This is a genomic window from Ramlibacter agri, assembly GCF_012927085.1.
GTDB lineage: Bacteria > Pseudomonadota > Gammaproteobacteria > Burkholderiales > Burkholderiaceae_C > Ramlibacter > Ramlibacter agri.
Genome location: NZ_JABBFX010000003.1, coordinates 537,765 through 553,262, shown reverse-complemented (window position 1 = coordinate 553,262; position 15,498 = coordinate 537,765). Strand labels below are relative to the sequence as shown.

The window sequence follows — 15,498 nt, the reverse complement described above, 5'->3', positions numbered from 1 at the left end:
GCCGTGAATTGCGAGTTTTGGAAGCGTTCTTGCACGCCGTGCATGAATGCCCGGCGGCTTCAGAACCGGATCACCTCGCCGGAGCGCGCGGCCTGCCGGACCGCCAGCGTCACTTCGAGCGTGCGGGTCGCATCGGCGGCATCGGTGAGCGGCGCTTCCTCGCGCCGGATCACCGCGCCGAAGTGGCGCATCTGCTCTACGTAGGGATTGCCCGGCTCGAAGGCCACGCGCGACTGCTCCAGCGGATGGAACCATCCGCGCTCGCCGGGATAGCGCCAGCTGCGCAGCGTGGGCAGCGCCAGCGACGCCTCGGTGCCGCAGAGGAAGTGGCTCTCGGTGTCCGAACGCGCGAACACCGGGCTCTCGCCCGAGGCCAGGTCCCAGCTCCAGGGCGCGGCGGCGGTGTCGCTCAGCTGGATCGTCGCCAGCGCATCGTTCTCCAGGCGCAGCAGGGTCGCTGCGCTGTCCTCGACCTCGAAGCCGCGGACGGCGTTGGAAGTCAGGGCCTGCAGGCTGCGGATCTCGCCGCAGACGAAGCGCAGCAGGTCGATCTCGTGGATCAGGTTGATCAGCACCGGGCCACCGGCGTTCGAGCGCCGCCACGCCTGCTCGAAATAGGCGTCCGGCTTCAGGAAGGCCGCCATCACGCTGGCGCAGACCAGGCGGCCGAGCGCACCGCCCTGCACCAGGGCGCGCGCCTTCTGCAGCACCGGGTTGTGTCGCCGATGGTGGCCCACCAGCACCGGAACCCCGGCGTCCGCGGCGGCGCGCGCCAGTTGCCGCCCTTCTTCGACCGTCACCGCGACCGGCTTCTCGACCAGCACCGGCCGGCCCGCGGCTATCCATTCGAGCGCCAGCGGGACGTGCAGGGCATTGGGCGTCGCGATGACGGCGCCGTCCGGCTGCAGCGCGTCGCGCAGCGCGCGCTGGTCCTCGAAGTGCGGCAAGCCGAATTCCCGCGCCAGTTCCGCGGCGGCGGGGCTCGGGTCGGCGACGCCGACGATCCGCACTCCCGCGGCCTGCGCCGCGCCGCCCAGGTGGGCGCGGCCGATGGCGCCGGCGCCGATCAGGCCGATGGTGGTGGTGGCGGGCATGCGGGCTCTCCTCTTGCTTGCCAGAATACGCCATGGCCGCCGCCCTCGCCCCCAACTACCTCGCCCGCGTCCGTGAACTGCTGCGCGGCGGCGAACGCCGGATCCTGGGCCTGGCCGGGCCGCCCGGCAGCGGCAAGTCCACGCTGGCGAATGCGCTGCACGACGCCTTCCCAGGCATCTCGCAAGTCGTGCCCATGGACGGCTTCCACCTGGCCAACACGCAGTTGCAGCGCCTCGGCCGCGCCGGCCGCAAGGGCGCGCCGGACACCTTCGACGCTGCGGGCTATGCAGCCCTGCTGCGCCGCCTGCGCGCGCAGCGCGCGGATGAAATCGTCTACGCGCCCGAGTTCCGGCGCGAGATCGAGGAGCCCATCGCCGGCGCCATCGCGGTGCTGCCGGACACCCGGCTCGTGATCACCGAGGGCAACTACCTGCTGCTATGGAAGGACGTCGCCGCCCTGCTGGACGACGCCTGGTATGTCGAGGTCGACGACACGCTGCGGACCGGCCGGCTGGCGCAGCGGCACCAGCAGTTCGGGCGCGACCCGCAGGAAGCCGCCGCATGGATCGCGGCGACCGACGAACCGAACGCGCGTCTCGTCGCCGGCACGCGCGCCGAAGCGAAGCTGGTGTTCCGCTGGGACGAAGCCTGAGCTGGCGGACGTCAGTCCACGATCCGCATCATCGTGCGCCGCGTGTTCGTGAAATGCGGCCGCACGCGCGAACTCCATTCGGTGCCGCGCACGTCCAGCCAGGGCGGCGAGCCCAGGGTCTCCGCGCCGACCAGGCCGTAGCAGGCATGCGAGCTCGGGCCGGCGTCGTGGTTGACGTAGCGGCGGGCGCGCACGGTGCCGGGCACCGAGGCCAGGCCCGGCAGGTGTTCGTCCAGGTACCAGCGCAGGATGTCTTCTTCCCAGCCGGCCTCCGGGTCCGTCTCCACGACGTAGTGGTGGCTCGGGACCTCCGCTTCGGAAAAGCCGGGCAGGTCCTGCATCAACTGCAGGCGCGAGACGTCGACTTCGCTGGCCCCGGGGCACAACGAGCTCCACAGCTTCGCGAGCCGCGGCAGGGCGGAGGCGTCCAGCGCACCGACGCCGCGCAGGCGGGCATACACGTAAGCCCAGCCCTCTTCACGCGACCACGCGGTCCGTTCCAGGCGCAGGTCCAGCCCGGCCTGCGCGCAGAAGCGCGCGGCGGCGTCAGGCAGGCCCTCGCCCGTCGTGCGGCAGCGCACGAGGAGCACGTCGGTCTTCAGCGCGTCCATGTCAGTGCCCGATCCGCAGCGCCGTGAGCAGGCGCGACACCATGTTGTACGCGGCGACGGTGGCCACCAGGTCCAGCTGTTGCTGCGACGTCGTGAACTGCGCCTGCACCTCGGCGTAGAGCGCGTCGTCCACCTCGATGTCGCGCGTCATCGCATCGGCGAGGCGGATCGCCACGCGCTGCGCCGCGTTCAGGGGCGCGTCCGCCGCCAGCGGCACGGTGCGCATCGCGGCGACCTGCGCATCGCTCGCGCCGGCCGCCAGCGCGTGCGGCACGTGCGCGTCGAACTCGTAGGGCGCGCGATTGAGCACGGCCACGCGCAGGATCACCAGTTCACGCACGTCGGCGGGAACGCTGTTGCGGTTGCGCACGGCAGACAGCATCTGCTCCCAGCCGTGCGCGATGGGCGGGCTGTTCAACAGCACCTGGTACAGCGGCGAGATGCGGCCGCGTTCGGCCAGGATGCGCTGCTCCTGCTCCGCCAGTTCCGGCCGCGTGCCGGGCGCGATGGGGTCCAGTCGCATTTCAGTCCGCCTTGATGCCCTTGGCCTTGACGATGCGGCCCCACTTGGCCGAATCCTTCTTCAGCAGCGCCGCCAGCTGCGCCGGCGTGGACGGTGCCGGTTCGGCGCCCGAGCTGGCCAGCCGGCTGTGCACGGCCTCGTTGGCCAGCGCCTTGCGCACGGCGGCCGACACGCGCTCGGCCTGCGCCGGCGGCGTGCCCTTGGACGTGTACAGCGCGTACCAGTTGTCCGAGTCGACGCCGGGGATGCCCATCTCGTCGAAGGTCTTCACGTCCGGCAGCAGCGGGTGGCGCTTCGGCGCCGCGATGCCGATCGCCTTCAGCTTGCCGGACTTGATGTGGCCGATCAGGCCCGGGATGTCGCCGAAGAAGCCGTCCACGTTGCCGGCGATGACGTCGACGATGGCCGGCGCCGCGCCCTTGTAAGGCACGTGCAGCAGGTTGATCTTCGCCGCGTCATTGAGCAGTTCCATCGCCAGGTGCGGCACGCTGCCGGTGCCCGACGAAGCCATGCTCAGTTTCGCGCCCGGCTTGCGCGCGGCAGCCACGAAGTCGGCGCCGGTCTGGTACGGCGCATTGGCGCCGACGACCAGCACTTCGACGTTGCGCACGACCAGCGAGACCGGCACGAGGTCGCGCTCGGGGTCGTAGGACAGCTTGTCGTACAGCGAAGGGTTGATGGCCACGGCGCCGACGCTGGTGAGCCACAGCGTGTTGGCGTCCGGCGCCGCGCGCGAGACGAAATCGGCCGCGATGGCGCCGTTGGCGCCGGCGCGGTTGTCGACGATCACCTGCTGGCCCAGCTCCTTGCCCAGTTGCTCGGAGAGGGCACGGGCGACGAAGTCCACCGGGCCGCCGGGCGGGAACGCCACCACGAGCTTCACGGTGCCGGACTGCGCACGGGTCGCGAAAGGCAGCGCCAGCGCGGCGGCGCCGCAGGCCAGCGCGATGTTGCGGCGGCGGATCGAGATCTTTTCCATGTCGTCTCCTTGGGTTTGTGTTTGCGTTCAGTCGCAGCGCACGGACATGCCGCCGTCCACCACGATCTCGGTGCCGGTGATGAAACGCGCTTCCTCGCTGGCGAGGAACAGCGCCGCGTTCGCCGTGTCGCGCCCGTCGCCCATGAAGGGCAGCGGGATGCGGGATTGGCGCTGCTCCAGCAGCGTGGCTACGTCGCCGCCGGCGCGCTGGCCGGCCAGGCGCGCTTCCACCATGGGCGTGTGCAGCTGGCCGGGCACGACGGTGTTCACGCGGATGCCCTGCTTCGCATATTGCACGGCCAGCACGCGCGAGAACTGGATGATGCCGGCCTTGGTGGCGGCATAGGCGATCTGCGCCGCGCCCGTCCAGCGCATGCCGGAGGTCGAGGACACGTTGACGATGGTGCCGCTGCCCTGCGCCAGCATGTGCGGCAGCGCGTGCTTGCAGGTGAGGAAGGCGCTTTTCAGGTTGAAGTCGACCTGCGCGTCCCAGACCTCCTCGCTCATTTCCACCGGGCCGCCCTTGGCGGAGCCGCCGACGTTGTTGACGAGGATGTCGACGCGGCCGAAGCGCAGCATGCATTGCTGCACCATGCGCGCCACCGAGTTGCTGTCGGTCACGTCGCACTCGCCCGCGGCGAAGGCGCCGCCGGCGGCCTGGATGCGTTCCGCCGTTTCGGCCATGCGGGCCGGGTCGCGGTCGACGCCGAAGACCTGCGCGCCCTCCTCGGCGAAGCGGGTGGAGATGGCGCGGCCATTGCCCCAGCCGGGGCCCACGGAACCGGCGCCGGTGACGATGGCAACCTTGCCGGCCAGGCGGCCAGTCGATGCGGATGCGTTCATGCTTCGAAGCGGTAGAAGTTGGCGGGGTTGGTCACGAGCAGGCGTTGCAGCAGGTCGGGCACAGGCGCGATGCGCTCCAGCGCATCCACCAGCGCGGCGTCGGACGGCATGTGCGTGTGGTTCGGATGCGGCCAGTCGGTGCCCCACAGGCAGCGGTCCGGGTAGGCGGCGAGCAGGCGGCGGGCGAGCTCGACGCCGCTGTCGTAGCTGGGCGCCGCGGACGGCTTGCTGTCGATGCGATCGATGCCGCTGATCTTCACGCGGAACAGCGGGTTGGCCAGCATTTCGAACAGCGCGCGGAAGTCTGGGTGCTCGGCGCCCAGCGTGGCGTCGACGCGGCCCATGTGGTCGATGACGACCGGCACCGCGCTGCGCGCCAGCGGCTCGGCCAGTTCGTGCACCAGCGCGCTTTCGAAGTGCACCTGCAGGTGCAGGCCGGCGGCGCGCAGGCGCGGCGTGAGGGCCAGCACCGAGTGGATGTCGTGCCCGCCCGCCAGGTGGCGCATGAAGTTGAAGCGCACGGCGCGGAAGCCGCAGCCGGCCAGGCGAGCGAGTTCGGCGTCGCTGACGTCCACCGGCACCAGCGCCACGCCCAGGTAGCGGCCACCGCCGGCGGCGATGGCGTCTTCCACCACGCGGTTGTCGAAGCCGTGCACGGCGGACTGCACGATCACGCAGCGGTCCACGCCCAGCTGGCGGTGCAGTGCGAACAGCGCCTCCTTGGGCGCGTCCACCGGCGTGAAGTTGCGCTCAGGCGCGTAGGGGAAGCGGTCGGCCGGGCCGAAGACATGCACGTGGCTGTCGCAGGCGCCGGCGGGCAGGCGCAGCAGCGGGTGCTGGGCGCGCGGGTCGTAGGTTAGGACGGGTTCGGAGGGCACGGGAGGGATTGTCGACCGGCCGGGCCGGCGTGCTCGCGGGATTTTCTCTATCAGCTATACGTACAAAGCATAATTGGAACCCATGGACCTGACGCGCCTGCAGTACTTCGCCGCCGTCGCGGACGCCGGCAGCTTCAGCCGCGCGGCGGCGGCGCTGCACCTCACGCAACCTTCCCTGAGCCGCCAGGTGCAGCTGCTGGAAACCGAAGTGGGCCAGCGCCTGCTGGAGCGGCACGGGCGCGGCGTCGCGCCCACCGAGGCCGGCACGGCCTTGCTGGCGCACGCGCGCGCCATCTTCGACCTGGCCGAGCGCGCCCGCGTCGACATGCAGGAGCGCCAGCGCAACCCGCGCGGCCGCCTCACCATCGCGCTGCCGCCGCGCGTGGCCCACGTGCTGACGGCGGACCTGGTGGAGCGCTTCCACGCGCGCTTTCCGGACGCGGGCATCACGATCATGGAGGGCCTGAGCCTGCGCGTGCGCGAATGGCTCATCGCCGGCCGCGCCGACCTGGCGGTGATGTTCGACCCCGCGCCCTCGCCGCAGATGCACCTGGAGGTGCTGGTGCGCGAGCCGCTGGTGCTGGTGAGCAAGCGACCCCTGCCCGAGAAGCTGCGCCTGGCCGACCTGGTGCGGCACCGGCTGGTGATGCCCAGCGCGCCCAACGCCTTGCGCCGCCTGCTGGACGAACATGCGGGGCCGCGCGGGCACCAGTTGCAGATCGTGGCGGAAGTGGACTCCGTGCAGACGGTGCTGACCATCGTCGAACGCGGCGTAGCCGACGCCGTGCTGCCGGCCGGCGTACCCTGGCAGTCCGGCAAGGTGGGCAAGCTGCACGTGGCGGCGATCCAGGCGCCGGTGATCCGCAACAAGCTCACCCTGGCGGTACCGGTGGCGCGGTCGGCCACGCGCATCAGCCAGTTCGGCGCGGAGCTGCTGCGGGAGCTGGTGGCGCAGCACTACCGGATGGGGCCCTAGTCTCCCGCCAGGTGCCCGCCAGCGATGGCGGCGGCTTCGTCCTGGAAGTTCGCCATGCCGGTCATCTTGCGCTGAGCGCCATGCTGCTCACTCGCTCCACGCCATCGCCACCAGCCGCAAGCCCAGCGCCGCCAGCACGGTGCCGGCCAGGCGGTCCAGCCACTTCTTGGCGCGCAGGTAGAGCGCGCGCGGGCCGCCGGCGGACAGCACGAGCGCGACCAGCGCGTACCAGCCGGTCTCCATGCAGAACACCGCCAGCAACAGCACCGCGGCGAAGGCCGCGGACACATGCCCGGGCAGGAAGGCCGCGAACACGCTGGCGTAGATGATCGAAGTCTTGGGGTTGCTCACCTGCGTGGTGAAGCCCAGCACCACGCTGCGCCAGCGCGATGCGCGCGGGCCGCCGGCGGCATCGGTCGCGAGCGCTTGCGTCGCGCCCCGGAAGATGCGGTAGCCGAGGTAGCAAAGGTACAGCCCGCCGCACACCTTCAGCACCAGGTACAGCGTGGGCACGGCCAGCAGCACGGCCTGCAAGCCCGCCAGCGCGGCCGACGCGAACAGCAGACCACCCAGCCCCATGCCCAGCGCCGCACCCAGGCCTTCCGCGCGTGACGAGAACACGGCCACGCGGGCCACCATCACGAAGCTGGGGCCGGGGCTGACGACGCCGGCGCCTAGCGCGCCGAGGATGGCGAGAAGCGGGAGGGTGCCTTGCATCGATTCATTATCACTGCAGAACCCCGCCCTGCCCGAGCCCTCTAATGCGCCATCAGCACCGGCAAGGTCATGGACTGCAGCAGCGTCCGGCTGGCGCCGCCCAGGATCCACTCGCGGGCCCGCGAGTGACCATAGCAGCCCATGACGAGCAGGTCGGCGCCGACATCGAACACGCGCGACAACAGCAGCTCGCCGATGCGCGGCGGCTCGCTCTCTTCGCGGTGCCAGGTGACGTGCACGCCGTGCGCGAGCAGGTAACGCTCCAGGTCCAGCGGCGGCCCGACCAGGCGCGACGCGCCGCCTTCGCCCCAGGCAAACACATGGACCTTGGCCGCGCGCTGCAGGAAGGGAACGGCGGCCCGCACGGCTCGCGCCGCCTCGGGACTCTCCTTCCAGGCGATGGCGATGGTCTCGCCGACCGCCCGCTGCCAGCCGATGTGGGGCACGACGATCGCCGGCCGGCCGCTCGAGACCAGCACGTTCTCGACGAAGTCCGGCGGCACGGACGGCGAGCCTGCGTCGGCCGGATCGTGCTGGCCCAGCACCAGCAGGTCCGCATAGAAAGCCTGCTGCGCGAACGCGCCCTCCGTGGGGACATCGTCGGTCTGCGACCAGGTGGCCAGCGGCCCCGGCCGGATCATCTCCTTGTCGAAAGCCTGCAGCACGCGCTCGCGCCGCTGCTCGTCGATCTCCACCAGGCTGGCCGCGACCGTCGGCCCGATCGCCATCGTGTACGGCAGCTCGATGAAGCTGGGCGTCACCGCGTACAGCGCCGACAGCTGCGCGCCGTGCGCGCCCGCCAGTTCCCGGGCCAGCGCCAGCCGGCGCGGCGTTGCGGCCGTCGGATCGAGGTGGACGAGGATCGTGCGGATCGGGGACGTCATGGCGGACTCCGGTTGATCCACTCACGATAGTGGCGAGCCGCTGGAAAGAGTTGACGTGCGTCAACGGCGCCGGCGGTCGCGGCAGGCGGCCCAGCCGCCAGCCATCGGTTCAGCCCGCGGAGCCCAGGCCCGCGGCTTCGCGCGCCGCCTGCGGCTCCAGCCCCAGCACGCGCAGGCAGCGGCAGCGCAGTCCCTCGACCGCGGCCAGGTGTTCCTGCAGCGTGGGCAGCGGCAGCTCCGCCGACTCCAGCAGTTCCTGCAGCAGGCGGGCGCGCGAGACGAGCACGGCGACCCAGTTGACGGACAGCCGGGGCAGCGAAGCCCCGAACTTCCGCAGCTCGTTGAATTGACCCTGCACGCGCCGGAACAGCACCGGGTCGCGCCAGCCCTGCGCGAGCTGGCGCAGGTCGAGTTCGTAGTTGTCCAGGGCCGCGGCGAACTTGAACGTCAGCACCCGCGGCGACAAAACCTTTCCCTGCATGCGATCCTTTCTCACGAGGACCGACTCTAGGCCAGGTTTGTGACGGTCTGAAGGCCGATACCCGCGGTTACGCCGCGGGATGTAACGACGAAAGCCTCACTCGTCCCAGGCCGCGTTGACTTCCTCGATGCCCAGCTTGGCGTAACTCGCGGCCGCGCCGCTCAGTTCCCACACCGAGCCGCCGGCGCGCACCTTCTCCGCCACTTCGTCTTCGCGGCGCATCTTGGCCTGCGCGGCGGCAAGCACCTGCGCTGCTTCGTCGCGCGGCACGCAGATGACCGCATCGCCATCGGCCACGATCAGGTCGCCGGGCCGCACGTTGACGCCTTCGCACACCACCGGCGCATTCACCGAGCCGTGGCCGGACTTGTCCGGATGCATCGGCCAGATGTGCGTGGACCACACCGGGAAGCCGAAGGCGCGCACCTGGTCGATGTCGCGCACGCAGCCCTGCACGACGACGCCGGCCAGGCCCTTCTGCATCGCATAGCGGCAGGCGAGGTCGCCCCACTGCGCGCCCGACAGCTCGGACTGGCAGACCACCACCAGCACGTCACCGGGCTGCGCCAGGTACAGCGCGCGGTGCATCATGAGGTTGTCGCCCGGCCAGCAGAAGGCCGTCACCGCGGGGCCCGCGATGCGCTGCTGCCCTTCGCTGAGCGGCCGCATGCGCGCGCCCATCAGCGCGCCGCGCCCTTGCGGGCCCATGGCTTCGTGGATGTCCGCCACCGTCACTTCGCGCGCCTGGCGCGCAATGTCCGCGGCTACGCGCTGGACCTTGAGATAGACCTTGGATGCGTTCATGGTTTTCACGCGTGCGGGACGCAGTAGTCGGCGGCGGAAAGCCGGAAGGTGGTGCGCTTCATCAGGCGCGGCTGCTCGATCTTCATCACGTCGCGCCGGTGCATGAGGCAGCCGTTGTCCCACATCATCATGTCGCCGTTGTGCACCTTGTGCCGATAGGCATGGGCGGGGTCGCCGCCGGCGGCGAACAGCTGCGGCAGCACGCGCTCGTTCTCCTCCTGCGTCAGGCCTTCGATTTCGACCAGCGTCGTCGGGTCCGCGTACAGCGCCTTGCGACCGGTGCGCGGATGCGTGAGCACGACCGGGTGCCGCGCGTCGGGCAGGCTGAGCATGGCGTTCGCCTTTTCCTTGTCCTTCAGCTCGGTCGCATTGAGCATCGAATAGCGCTTGGCGTAGCGGAACACGCCGGTGCGGCCGTCGACCAGGCGCCGCACGTCTTGCGGCAGCAGTTCCCACGCGGCGTACTGGTTGGCCCAGTAGATGTCGCCGCCGTCGCGCGGCACTTCGGTGCCGTACAGGATGGCGCCGGTGGCCGGGCGCACCTGGAAGGTCTGGTCGGAGTGCCAGTCCACGTCCTCGCCGCCGGCGAAGCCGCCGACGAAGCGGCCGTCGTGGTACTTGAGCGTGCTGAAGTAGATGATCTGGTCGTGGTACGGCGACTGGATGTCCTTGCGGAAGGACGTCTCGCAGCGGCCGAAGCGCTCGGTGAAGCGGACCAGTTCCGGCTCGTCCAGCGACTGGCGGCGGAAGATCATCACGGGCGAGCGGCGCCAGATCGCCTGGATCTGCTCGATGGCATCCGGATCGTCGACGACGTCCATGATGGACGCGTGGACCTCCACGGCGAAATCCGAATGCAGTGCGGTGGTCTGGATCTTGGTGCTCATGGCCATGCAGGTTAGCTGCGGACACCGGCCGGTTGCGCGTGCGGACGTTCGACCTTTCCACCCTTTGAACTTCCCGTGGACGGGGTCCAGAGGAAGTTCGCATCGAGGTCCTCGAAGCGGCGGCAGCCGACCTGCGCGAGCACCATGTCGATCTCGTTGCGCATCAACTGCAGGGCGCGGGCAGCGCCGGCCTGCCCGCCCGCGGCGACGCCGAACAGCGTCGGGCGGCCGAAGATGACGGAAGTCGCACCCAGGCAGCGCGCGATGACGGCGTCGGAGCCGCGGCGCACGCCGCTGTCCAGGAGGATGGGAATATCCGTGCCGACCGCTGCGCGCACCGCGGGCAGCATGTCCAGCGGCGACGGCGCGGCATCCAGCTGGCGGCCCCCATGGTTGGACAGCACCAGGCCGTCCGCGCCCAGGCGCACCGCGGCACGCGCGTCCTCCGGGTGCATCAGCCCCTTGATGACGAGCGGGCCGCTCCAGCTCGCGCGGATGCGGCGCAGGTGCTCCCAGTTCACCATGGGCGCCGGCGTCAAGGTGCCGTACAGGTCCGCCACCTCGCCCGCGCTCGCACCCGCGCTCGCATAAGGCTTCCAGTTGCGCATCATCGGGATGCCGCCGGTGCGCAGGTAGCGCAGCACCCAGGCCGGATGGCCCAGCGCTTCCAGCACCACGGGCAGCGTCATGCGGAAGGGACGCGAGAAGCCGTTGCGCCGATTGCGTTCGCGATTCGAGTTGACCGGCACGTCCACCGACACCACCAGCACGCGCACCTGCGCCTTGCGCGCCCGCGCGACCAGGTCGGCGTTGATGGCCTCGTCGCTGGTGCAGTACATCTGGAACCAGACGTGGCCGGGCGCGACCGGCATCGCGTCTTCCAGGGCTGCGTTGGCCGCGCTGGAAAGCAGGAAGGGCACGTTGGCTTCACGCGCTGCCGCCGCCAGCATCAGGTCCGCATCGGGCCGGAACAGGCCGGCCAGGCCGGTAGGCGAGATGCCGATGGGGCTGGCGTAGCGCGTGCCGAACAGCGACACGCCCTGCTCGCGCCCGCTGACGTCGCGCAGGTAGCGCGGCAACAGGCGGTAGCGCTCGAAGGCCTCGCGGTTGCGCGCCAGGCACAGTTCGTCGTCGGCGCCGCCGTCGATGAAATCGAAGGCAATGCGCGGCAGCTTGCGGCGCGCCATGCGGCGCAGGTCTTCGAGGTTGATCGCGGATTGGAGGTTCATGAGGGTTCGACCTTTTGCTCGCGGCGCGTCGTCCACGCAGCCGCCAGGACCATGAAGGCAGCCAGGGCCATCGCCGGCACGCTCTCGTGCGCGCCCAGCGCGGCCACCAGGGCGCCAGCGACATAGCAGATCCATGTCAGCGCATGGAGCCCGCGCGGAGGCTGCGCGGTGCCACGAGCCGGCGCGCTGGCGTGGCCGGTGAGGCGATCCAGCGCCCTTTCGGCGATGCGCGCCATCGTGCTGGTGATGACGACGGTGCTGAGCGCCACGCCGCCGAACCTGGTGACCGCGGAAGCCTGCAGGCCCATCGCGAACGCGATCACGAACAGCGAGACCTGCGGATGCCCGATCAGCCAGGCCGCCACGCCGATCAACACGGCTTCCAGCACCAGCGGGATCCAGGCGCGCGCATCGCGCCGGCGCAATGTGGCGCGGGCCGTCATCGCGCCGAGGAAGAAGGCGCCCAGCGGCAGCAGCCGGCCCAGCGCCTGGGCCCAATCGCCCTGGGCGACGGTGATGCCGAGCAGCACCGTGTTGCCCGTCATGTTGGCGGCGAAGATCCCATGCCGCAGGAAGCCGATGGCATCGACGATGCCGCAGGCAAGGCAAAGCAAGGCGCAGGCAAGCACCTGGAGGCGCGCAGGAGTCATGAAGGGGAAAACCGGGTGTCAGATGTGGAGGCTGCGGGCCTCCGCTTCGAGCGAGGCCGCGGCGGCCTCCATTTCGCGCCGGATTTCTTCCAGCCGGTGCTCGCCATAGAGCTCGGGCGTGCCCACCAGGCACAGCGCGGCGAAGGCCTCGCCCGCCGTGTTGCGCACCGGCATGCCGAAGGCATAGGAGCCGTGCACGACGTCCCCGAAGTTGACGCCGAAGCCGTGCTCGTCGGAGCGTTCGCGCATCTTCTGCAGCGCAGCCAGCCGGGTCGTGCCCTGGCGGGCGATCTCGGAAGCCACGTTGTCCAGGAGGATGCGACGGGCCTCGTCCGGCGGCAAGGTCTGCAGGATGGCGACGCCCCCGGCCGACGTGAAGAGCGGCCGGCGCGTGCCTTCGTAGACCATCAGGCCGGTCAGGGTGAGCGTGCCGGCGCGCACGCTGCAGACGTATTCGTTGCCGCTGCGGAACTGCAGCAGGCAGATGCCGCCCATGCGGCGCGCGAAGGCCGTCACCAGCGGTTCGGCGCGGCGCTGGAACTCGGTGTGCTCGGTCAGGGCCAGTCCCAGTTCGAACATCAGCGGCCCGGGCAGGTAGTGGCGGTCGCTGGGGCGCTGGACCACCAGGCGCTCGTCCACCAGCCGCGCCAGGATGCGGTGCACGGTCGCCTTCTCCTGCTTGCAGGCCACGGCCAGGTCCGACAGGCGCCAGCCGACCTTCGGCCGGGTCGCCACCATGCGCAGCAGCTGCAGGCCGCGGCTGAGGCTCTGGGTTCCGGCGCGCGGCGCCAGGGCCGCGGCGGCGGCCAGCTCGTGTTCGGCAACGATGTTCGTCATGCTTGTCTCCAGGGAAGAACGATAGGCGCCTGGAGCCCTCCTGGCCCTGACCAGGGGGGCAGGAATTCCACCAGTTGAACTTTTGTCCCGGATCTGCCCTTCAGACCTTCATCACGAACGGGTCCTGGATCTCGTCGCTGGTCTCGCACCAGACGCTCTTGGTCTGGAGGAACTGGTCCAGCGCCTCGGCGCCGTTGACCCGGCCCAGGCCGCTGTCCTTCCAGCCGCCGAAGGGCGAGTTGAAGGCCAGCGCCCGGTAGGTGTTGATCCATACAGTCCCGGCCTGCAGGCGCCGCGCGAAGCGGTGGGCGCGCGAAAAGTCGCGCGTCCACAGGCCCGCGGCCAGGCCGAAGCGGGTGCCGTTGGCCAGCGCCAGAACCTCGTCCTCGTCGCGGAAAGGCGTGATGCCCAGCACCGGCCCGAACACCTCCTCCTGCAGCAGCGGGTTGTCCGGGCGCATGCCGTGGACGATGGTCGGCTCGTAGAAGAAGCCCTGCTCCAGGCCGGGCACGACGGCGCGGCGGCCGCCGCAGGCCAGCTGGCCGCCGGCGTCGAGGGCGCGGGCGACCATGGATTCGTTCTTTTGCAACTGCGCCGTGGTGGCGGCCGGGCCCATCTGCGTCTCTGCGGCCAAAGGATGGCCCAGCCGGATCGCCTTGGCGCGTTCGACCAGGCGATCGAGCACCTTGCCGTAGATGCTTTCATGCACATAGGCCCGCGAACCGGCGATGCAGGTCTGGCCGGCGGCCGCGAAGATGCCGGACAGGATGCCCACCACCGCGTTGTCGACCGGTGCGTCGGCGAACACGATGTTGGGGCTCTTGCCGCCCAGCTCCAGCGTGCAGCTGGCCAGGCGCGCGCCGGCGCGGGCGGCGATGGCGCGGCCGGCGCCGTCGCTGCCCGTGAAGCAGATCTTGGCGACCTGCGGATGGTCGACCAGCGCGGAGCCTGCAGCCGCGGCGCCGGTCACGACGTTGACGACGCCGGCCGGGATGCCTGCTTCTTCCGCCAGGCGCGCGAGTTCGATCGCCGAGGCCGAGGTCACTTCCGAAGGCTTGATCACCACCGTGTTGCCGGCAGCCAGCGCCGGCGCGCAGGACATGATCGTCAGGAAGGTCGGCGAGTTCCACGGCACGATGACGCCGACCACGCCCAGCGGCTCGCGCAAGGTGTAGTTGAGGACGCTCGCGCGTTCGAGCGGAATGACCCGGCCTTCGATCTTGTCGGCGAGGCCGCCGAAGTAGTGCAGCCACTCGCGCACGGCGCGCGCCTGGGCCCGCATCTCCGCGAGCAGCTTGCCGTTCTGGGTGGATTCGAGCCGCGCGATGGTTTCGGCGTTCTCGGCGATCTTGTCGCCCCAGGCGCTGAGCAGCCGCCCGCGCTTCGTCGCGGACAGTTGCGCCCAGCTTCCCGTGCAGGCTTGCGCCGCCGCTTGCACCGCGGCATCGACGTCGCTCGCCTCCGAATCGACGAAGGTGCCCCAGGCCTGGCCGGTGCTCGGGTCGGTGCCGGTGAAAGTGCGGCCCGCCGCGCCGGCGACCGACCGGCCGCCGACGTGGTTGCCGTACGAAGGCCCGTCAGCCGGCATGGCACTGCTCCTGGACGAAGGTCACGATCGCATCGATCGCAGCAGCGGTCGCAGGCGAATCGGGCTTCTTGTTGATGAAGCTCTCGGCCTCGCCGGGGAACAGCTTCAGCCGCAGCGAGCCGCCGGCCTTGCGCCAGGCGGCGACGAAGCGCTCCAGGTGCGCGCGCGGGTGGGCCATGTCTTCCTCGCCCTGGATGTACAGCACCGGGGGCAGCACGGCTTGCTCGCCGCGCTCCAGCGCCAGCACCGGGCTGCCTTCGGCCATCGCCGCCTCGTCGAGCCAGTACTTGTCGTGGTCGGGAATGACGCGGTCGATGATCTCCGGGTAAGGCTGGCCGCTGGCCTGCAGGTCCTTGGCGTAGCGGTAGCGGCCCAGCGGGTCGATCACCGGCCAGCACAGCACCGCATAAACCGCGATCGTGTCGCTGTCCGGCGTGCCCGCATAGCGCGGGTCGCGCGGTCGCATGGCCGCCAGGATCGCCTGGTGGGCGCCGCTGGACAGGCCCATCACGCCGATCCATTCCTGGCGCGTGCGCAGTTGTGGCGCTTGCGTGCGCAGCCAGCGCAAGGCCGCATGGACGTCCTGCAGCGAGGCCGGATAGCCCGCGGTGGGCGGCATGCGGAAGTCGAGCGCCGCCACCGCGATGCCGGCCTTCGCCAGCGCACGGTTCAGCCGGTCTTCGTCGAGGCGGTCACCGCGGCACCAGGCGCCGCCGTGGATTTCGGCGACCAGCGGAAAGGGACCGGCGCCCTTGGGCAGGTACAGGCGCGCGAGCAACGGCGCGTCGCCGTGGCGCAGGTATTCGACGTCACGGACTTCGATGGTGTCGCAGGTTTCTGTGGTCATCGTCAATCTCAATCAGG

The 15,498-nt window shown here is 70.7% G+C and carries 18 protein-coding genes; 2 read left to right on the top strand and 16 right to left on the bottom strand.

The window, feature by feature from the left end:
* Window positions 1–59: 59 nt before the first annotated feature.
* Entirely contained in the window at window positions 60–1,094 is a 1,035-nt protein-coding gene (locus HHL11_RS27125; protein WP_169421728.1) for a Gfo/Idh/MocA family protein, read from the bottom strand.
* A gap of 32 nt (window positions 1,095–1,126) precedes the next feature.
* Here HHL11_RS27125 and HHL11_RS27120 point away from each other — a divergent pair, with 32 nt between their 5' ends.
* Window positions 1,127–1,747 (top strand): nucleoside/nucleotide kinase family protein, encoded by a 621-nt coding sequence (locus tag HHL11_RS27120; RefSeq protein ID WP_169421727.1) that lies wholly within the window; start codon window positions 1,127–1,129, stop codon window positions 1,745–1,747.
* A gap of 11 nt (window positions 1,748–1,758) precedes the next feature.
* Here the strand turns inward: HHL11_RS27120 and HHL11_RS27115 are convergent, their stop codons facing one another.
* Genes HHL11_RS27115 through HHL11_RS27095 form a run of 5 tightly spaced genes read right to left on the bottom strand, consistent with a single transcriptional unit; the run spans window position 1,759 to window position 5,581 of the window.
* Window positions 1,759–2,358, bottom strand: coding sequence for a hypothetical protein (locus HHL11_RS27115; protein ID WP_169421726.1), 600 nt, complete (start codon window positions 2,356–2,358; stop codon window positions 1,759–1,761).
* A gap of 1 nt (window position 2,359) precedes the next feature.
* On the bottom strand, window positions 2,360–2,881 hold the full coding sequence (locus HHL11_RS27110; protein ID WP_169421725.1) for a carboxymuconolactone decarboxylase family protein: 522 nt from the start codon (window positions 2,879–2,881) through the stop codon (window positions 2,360–2,362).
* Between the two features lies 1 nt (window position 2,882).
* Window positions 2,883–3,860, bottom strand: coding sequence for a Bug family tripartite tricarboxylate transporter substrate binding protein (locus HHL11_RS27105; protein ID WP_169421724.1), 978 nt, complete (start codon window positions 3,858–3,860; stop codon window positions 2,883–2,885).
* A 27-nt stretch (window positions 3,861–3,887) separates the two neighbouring features.
* The gene (locus HHL11_RS27100; RefSeq protein WP_169421723.1) at window positions 3,888–4,703 is read right to left on the bottom strand and encodes an SDR family NAD(P)-dependent oxidoreductase; all 816 of its coding nucleotides are present in this window, start codon (window positions 4,701–4,703) and stop codon (window positions 3,888–3,890) included.
* Window positions 4,700–5,581, bottom strand: coding sequence for an amidohydrolase family protein (locus HHL11_RS27095; RefSeq protein WP_342593289.1), 882 nt, complete (start codon window positions 5,579–5,581; stop codon window positions 4,700–4,702). The genes HHL11_RS27100 and HHL11_RS27095 overlap by 4 nt, the downstream gene beginning before the upstream one ends.
* Window positions 5,582–5,663: 82 nt before the next feature.
* Between HHL11_RS27095 and HHL11_RS27090 the strand changes: the two genes are divergently transcribed.
* A complete protein-coding gene (locus HHL11_RS27090) occupies window positions 5,664–6,557 on the top strand; it encodes a LysR family transcriptional regulator (RefSeq protein WP_169421722.1) in 894 nt (297 codons plus the stop codon).
* 87 nt (window positions 6,558–6,644) lie between these two features.
* On the opposite strand, the gene HHL11_RS27085 is transcribed toward HHL11_RS27090, so the two are convergent.
* The 10 genes from HHL11_RS27085 to HHL11_RS27040 form a co-directional block, all read right to left on the bottom strand.
* Window positions 6,645–7,274 carry a LysE family translocator gene (locus tag HHL11_RS27085; RefSeq protein ID WP_169421721.1) on the bottom strand — a complete coding sequence of 210 codons (630 nt, stop codon included), beginning with the start codon at window positions 7,272–7,274 and terminating at the stop codon, window positions 6,645–6,647.
* 41 nt (window positions 7,275–7,315) lie between these two features.
* The gene (locus HHL11_RS27080) at window positions 7,316–8,158 is read right to left on the bottom strand and encodes a universal stress protein (RefSeq protein ID WP_169421720.1); all 843 of its coding nucleotides are present in this window, start codon (window positions 8,156–8,158) and stop codon (window positions 7,316–7,318) included.
* 109 nt (window positions 8,159–8,267) lie between these two features.
* Window positions 8,268–8,639 (bottom strand): hypothetical protein, encoded by a 372-nt coding sequence (locus HHL11_RS27075; protein WP_169421719.1) that lies wholly within the window; start codon window positions 8,637–8,639, stop codon window positions 8,268–8,270.
* 96 nt (window positions 8,640–8,735) lie between these two features.
* Window positions 8,736–9,443, bottom strand: a complete 708-nt coding sequence (locus HHL11_RS27070; protein WP_169421718.1) for a 4-carboxy-4-hydroxy-2-oxoadipate aldolase/oxaloacetate decarboxylase — start codon at window positions 9,441–9,443, stop codon at window positions 8,736–8,738.
* Between the two features lie 5 nt (window positions 9,444–9,448).
* Window positions 9,449–10,330 carry a TauD/TfdA dioxygenase family protein gene (locus HHL11_RS27065; protein ID WP_169421717.1) on the bottom strand — a complete coding sequence of 294 codons (882 nt, stop codon included), beginning with the start codon at window positions 10,328–10,330 and terminating at the stop codon, window positions 9,449–9,451.
* A gap of 11 nt (window positions 10,331–10,341) precedes the next feature.
* The gene (locus HHL11_RS27060) at window positions 10,342–11,559 is read right to left on the bottom strand and encodes an alpha-hydroxy acid oxidase (RefSeq protein ID WP_169421716.1); all 1,218 of its coding nucleotides are present in this window, start codon (window positions 11,557–11,559) and stop codon (window positions 10,342–10,344) included.
* Window positions 11,556–12,209 carry a YoaK family protein gene (locus tag HHL11_RS27055; protein ID WP_169421715.1) on the bottom strand — a complete coding sequence of 218 codons (654 nt, stop codon included), beginning with the start codon at window positions 12,207–12,209 and terminating at the stop codon, window positions 11,556–11,558. Before HHL11_RS27055 ends, HHL11_RS27060 begins: the two co-directional genes overlap by 4 nt.
* A gap of 18 nt (window positions 12,210–12,227) precedes the next feature.
* Complete coding sequence (locus HHL11_RS27050; protein ID WP_169421714.1) at window positions 12,228–13,046, bottom strand: IclR family transcriptional regulator; 819 nt, start codon at window positions 13,044–13,046, stop codon at window positions 12,228–12,230.
* Window positions 13,047–13,146: 100 nt separating this feature from the next.
* Window positions 13,147–14,634 (bottom strand): aldehyde dehydrogenase, encoded by a 1,488-nt coding sequence (locus tag HHL11_RS27045; RefSeq protein WP_169421713.1) that lies wholly within the window; start codon window positions 14,632–14,634, stop codon window positions 13,147–13,149.
* Complete coding sequence (locus HHL11_RS27040; protein WP_169421712.1) at window positions 14,624–15,481, bottom strand: alpha/beta hydrolase; 858 nt, start codon at window positions 15,479–15,481, stop codon at window positions 14,624–14,626. The genes HHL11_RS27045 and HHL11_RS27040 overlap by 11 nt, the downstream gene beginning before the upstream one ends.
* Between the last annotated feature and the right edge of the window lie 17 nt (window positions 15,482–15,498).

Excerpts from the sequence above, each read along its gene's own strand:
- HHL11_RS27065 (WP_169421717.1), bottom strand. The coding sequence starts at position 10,330 with ATGAGCACCAAGATCCAGACCACCGCACTGCATTCGGATTTCGCCGTG.
- HHL11_RS27105 (WP_169421724.1), bottom strand. The coding sequence starts at position 3,860 with ATGGAAAAGATCTCGATCCGCCGCCGCAACATCGCGCTGGCCTGCGGC.
- HHL11_RS27070 (WP_169421718.1), bottom strand. The coding sequence starts at position 9,443 with ATGAACGCATCCAAGGTCTATCTCAAGGTCCAGCGCGTAGCCGCGGAC.
- HHL11_RS27040 (WP_169421712.1), bottom strand. The coding sequence starts at position 15,481 with ATGACCACAGAAACCTGCGACACCATCGAAGTCCGTGACGTCGAATAC.
- HHL11_RS27100 (WP_169421723.1), bottom strand. The coding sequence starts at position 4,703 with ATGAACGCATCCGCATCGACTGGCCGCCTGGCCGGCAAGGTTGCCATC.
- HHL11_RS27055 (WP_169421715.1), bottom strand. The coding sequence starts at position 12,209 with ATGACTCCTGCGCGCCTCCAGGTGCTTGCCTGCGCCTTGCTTTGCCTT.
- HHL11_RS27120 (WP_169421727.1), top strand. The coding sequence starts at position 1,127 with ATGGCCGCCGCCCTCGCCCCCAACTACCTCGCCCGCGTCCGTGAACTG.
- HHL11_RS27045 (WP_169421713.1), bottom strand. The coding sequence starts at position 14,634 with ATGCCGGCTGACGGGCCTTCGTACGGCAACCACGTCGGCGGCCGGTCG.
- HHL11_RS27050 (WP_169421714.1), bottom strand. The coding sequence starts at position 13,046 with ATGACGAACATCGTTGCCGAACACGAGCTGGCCGCCGCCGCGGCCCTG.
- HHL11_RS27110 (WP_169421725.1), bottom strand. The coding sequence starts at position 2,881 with ATGCGACTGGACCCCATCGCGCCCGGCACGCGGCCGGAACTGGCGGAG.
- HHL11_RS27080 (WP_169421720.1), bottom strand. The coding sequence starts at position 8,158 with ATGACGTCCCCGATCCGCACGATCCTCGTCCACCTCGATCCGACGGCC.
- HHL11_RS27085 (WP_169421721.1), bottom strand. The coding sequence starts at position 7,274 with ATGCAAGGCACCCTCCCGCTTCTCGCCATCCTCGGCGCGCTAGGCGCC.
- HHL11_RS27075 (WP_169421719.1), bottom strand. The coding sequence starts at position 8,639 with ATGCAGGGAAAGGTTTTGTCGCCGCGGGTGCTGACGTTCAAGTTCGCC.
- HHL11_RS27060 (WP_169421716.1), bottom strand. The coding sequence starts at position 11,559 with ATGAACCTCCAATCCGCGATCAACCTCGAAGACCTGCGCCGCATGGCG.
- HHL11_RS27090 (WP_169421722.1), top strand. The coding sequence starts at position 5,664 with ATGGACCTGACGCGCCTGCAGTACTTCGCCGCCGTCGCGGACGCCGGC.
- HHL11_RS27115 (WP_169421726.1), bottom strand. The coding sequence starts at position 2,358 with ATGGACGCGCTGAAGACCGACGTGCTCCTCGTGCGCTGCCGCACGACG.
- HHL11_RS27125 (WP_169421728.1), bottom strand. The coding sequence starts at position 1,094 with ATGCCCGCCACCACCACCATCGGCCTGATCGGCGCCGGCGCCATCGGC.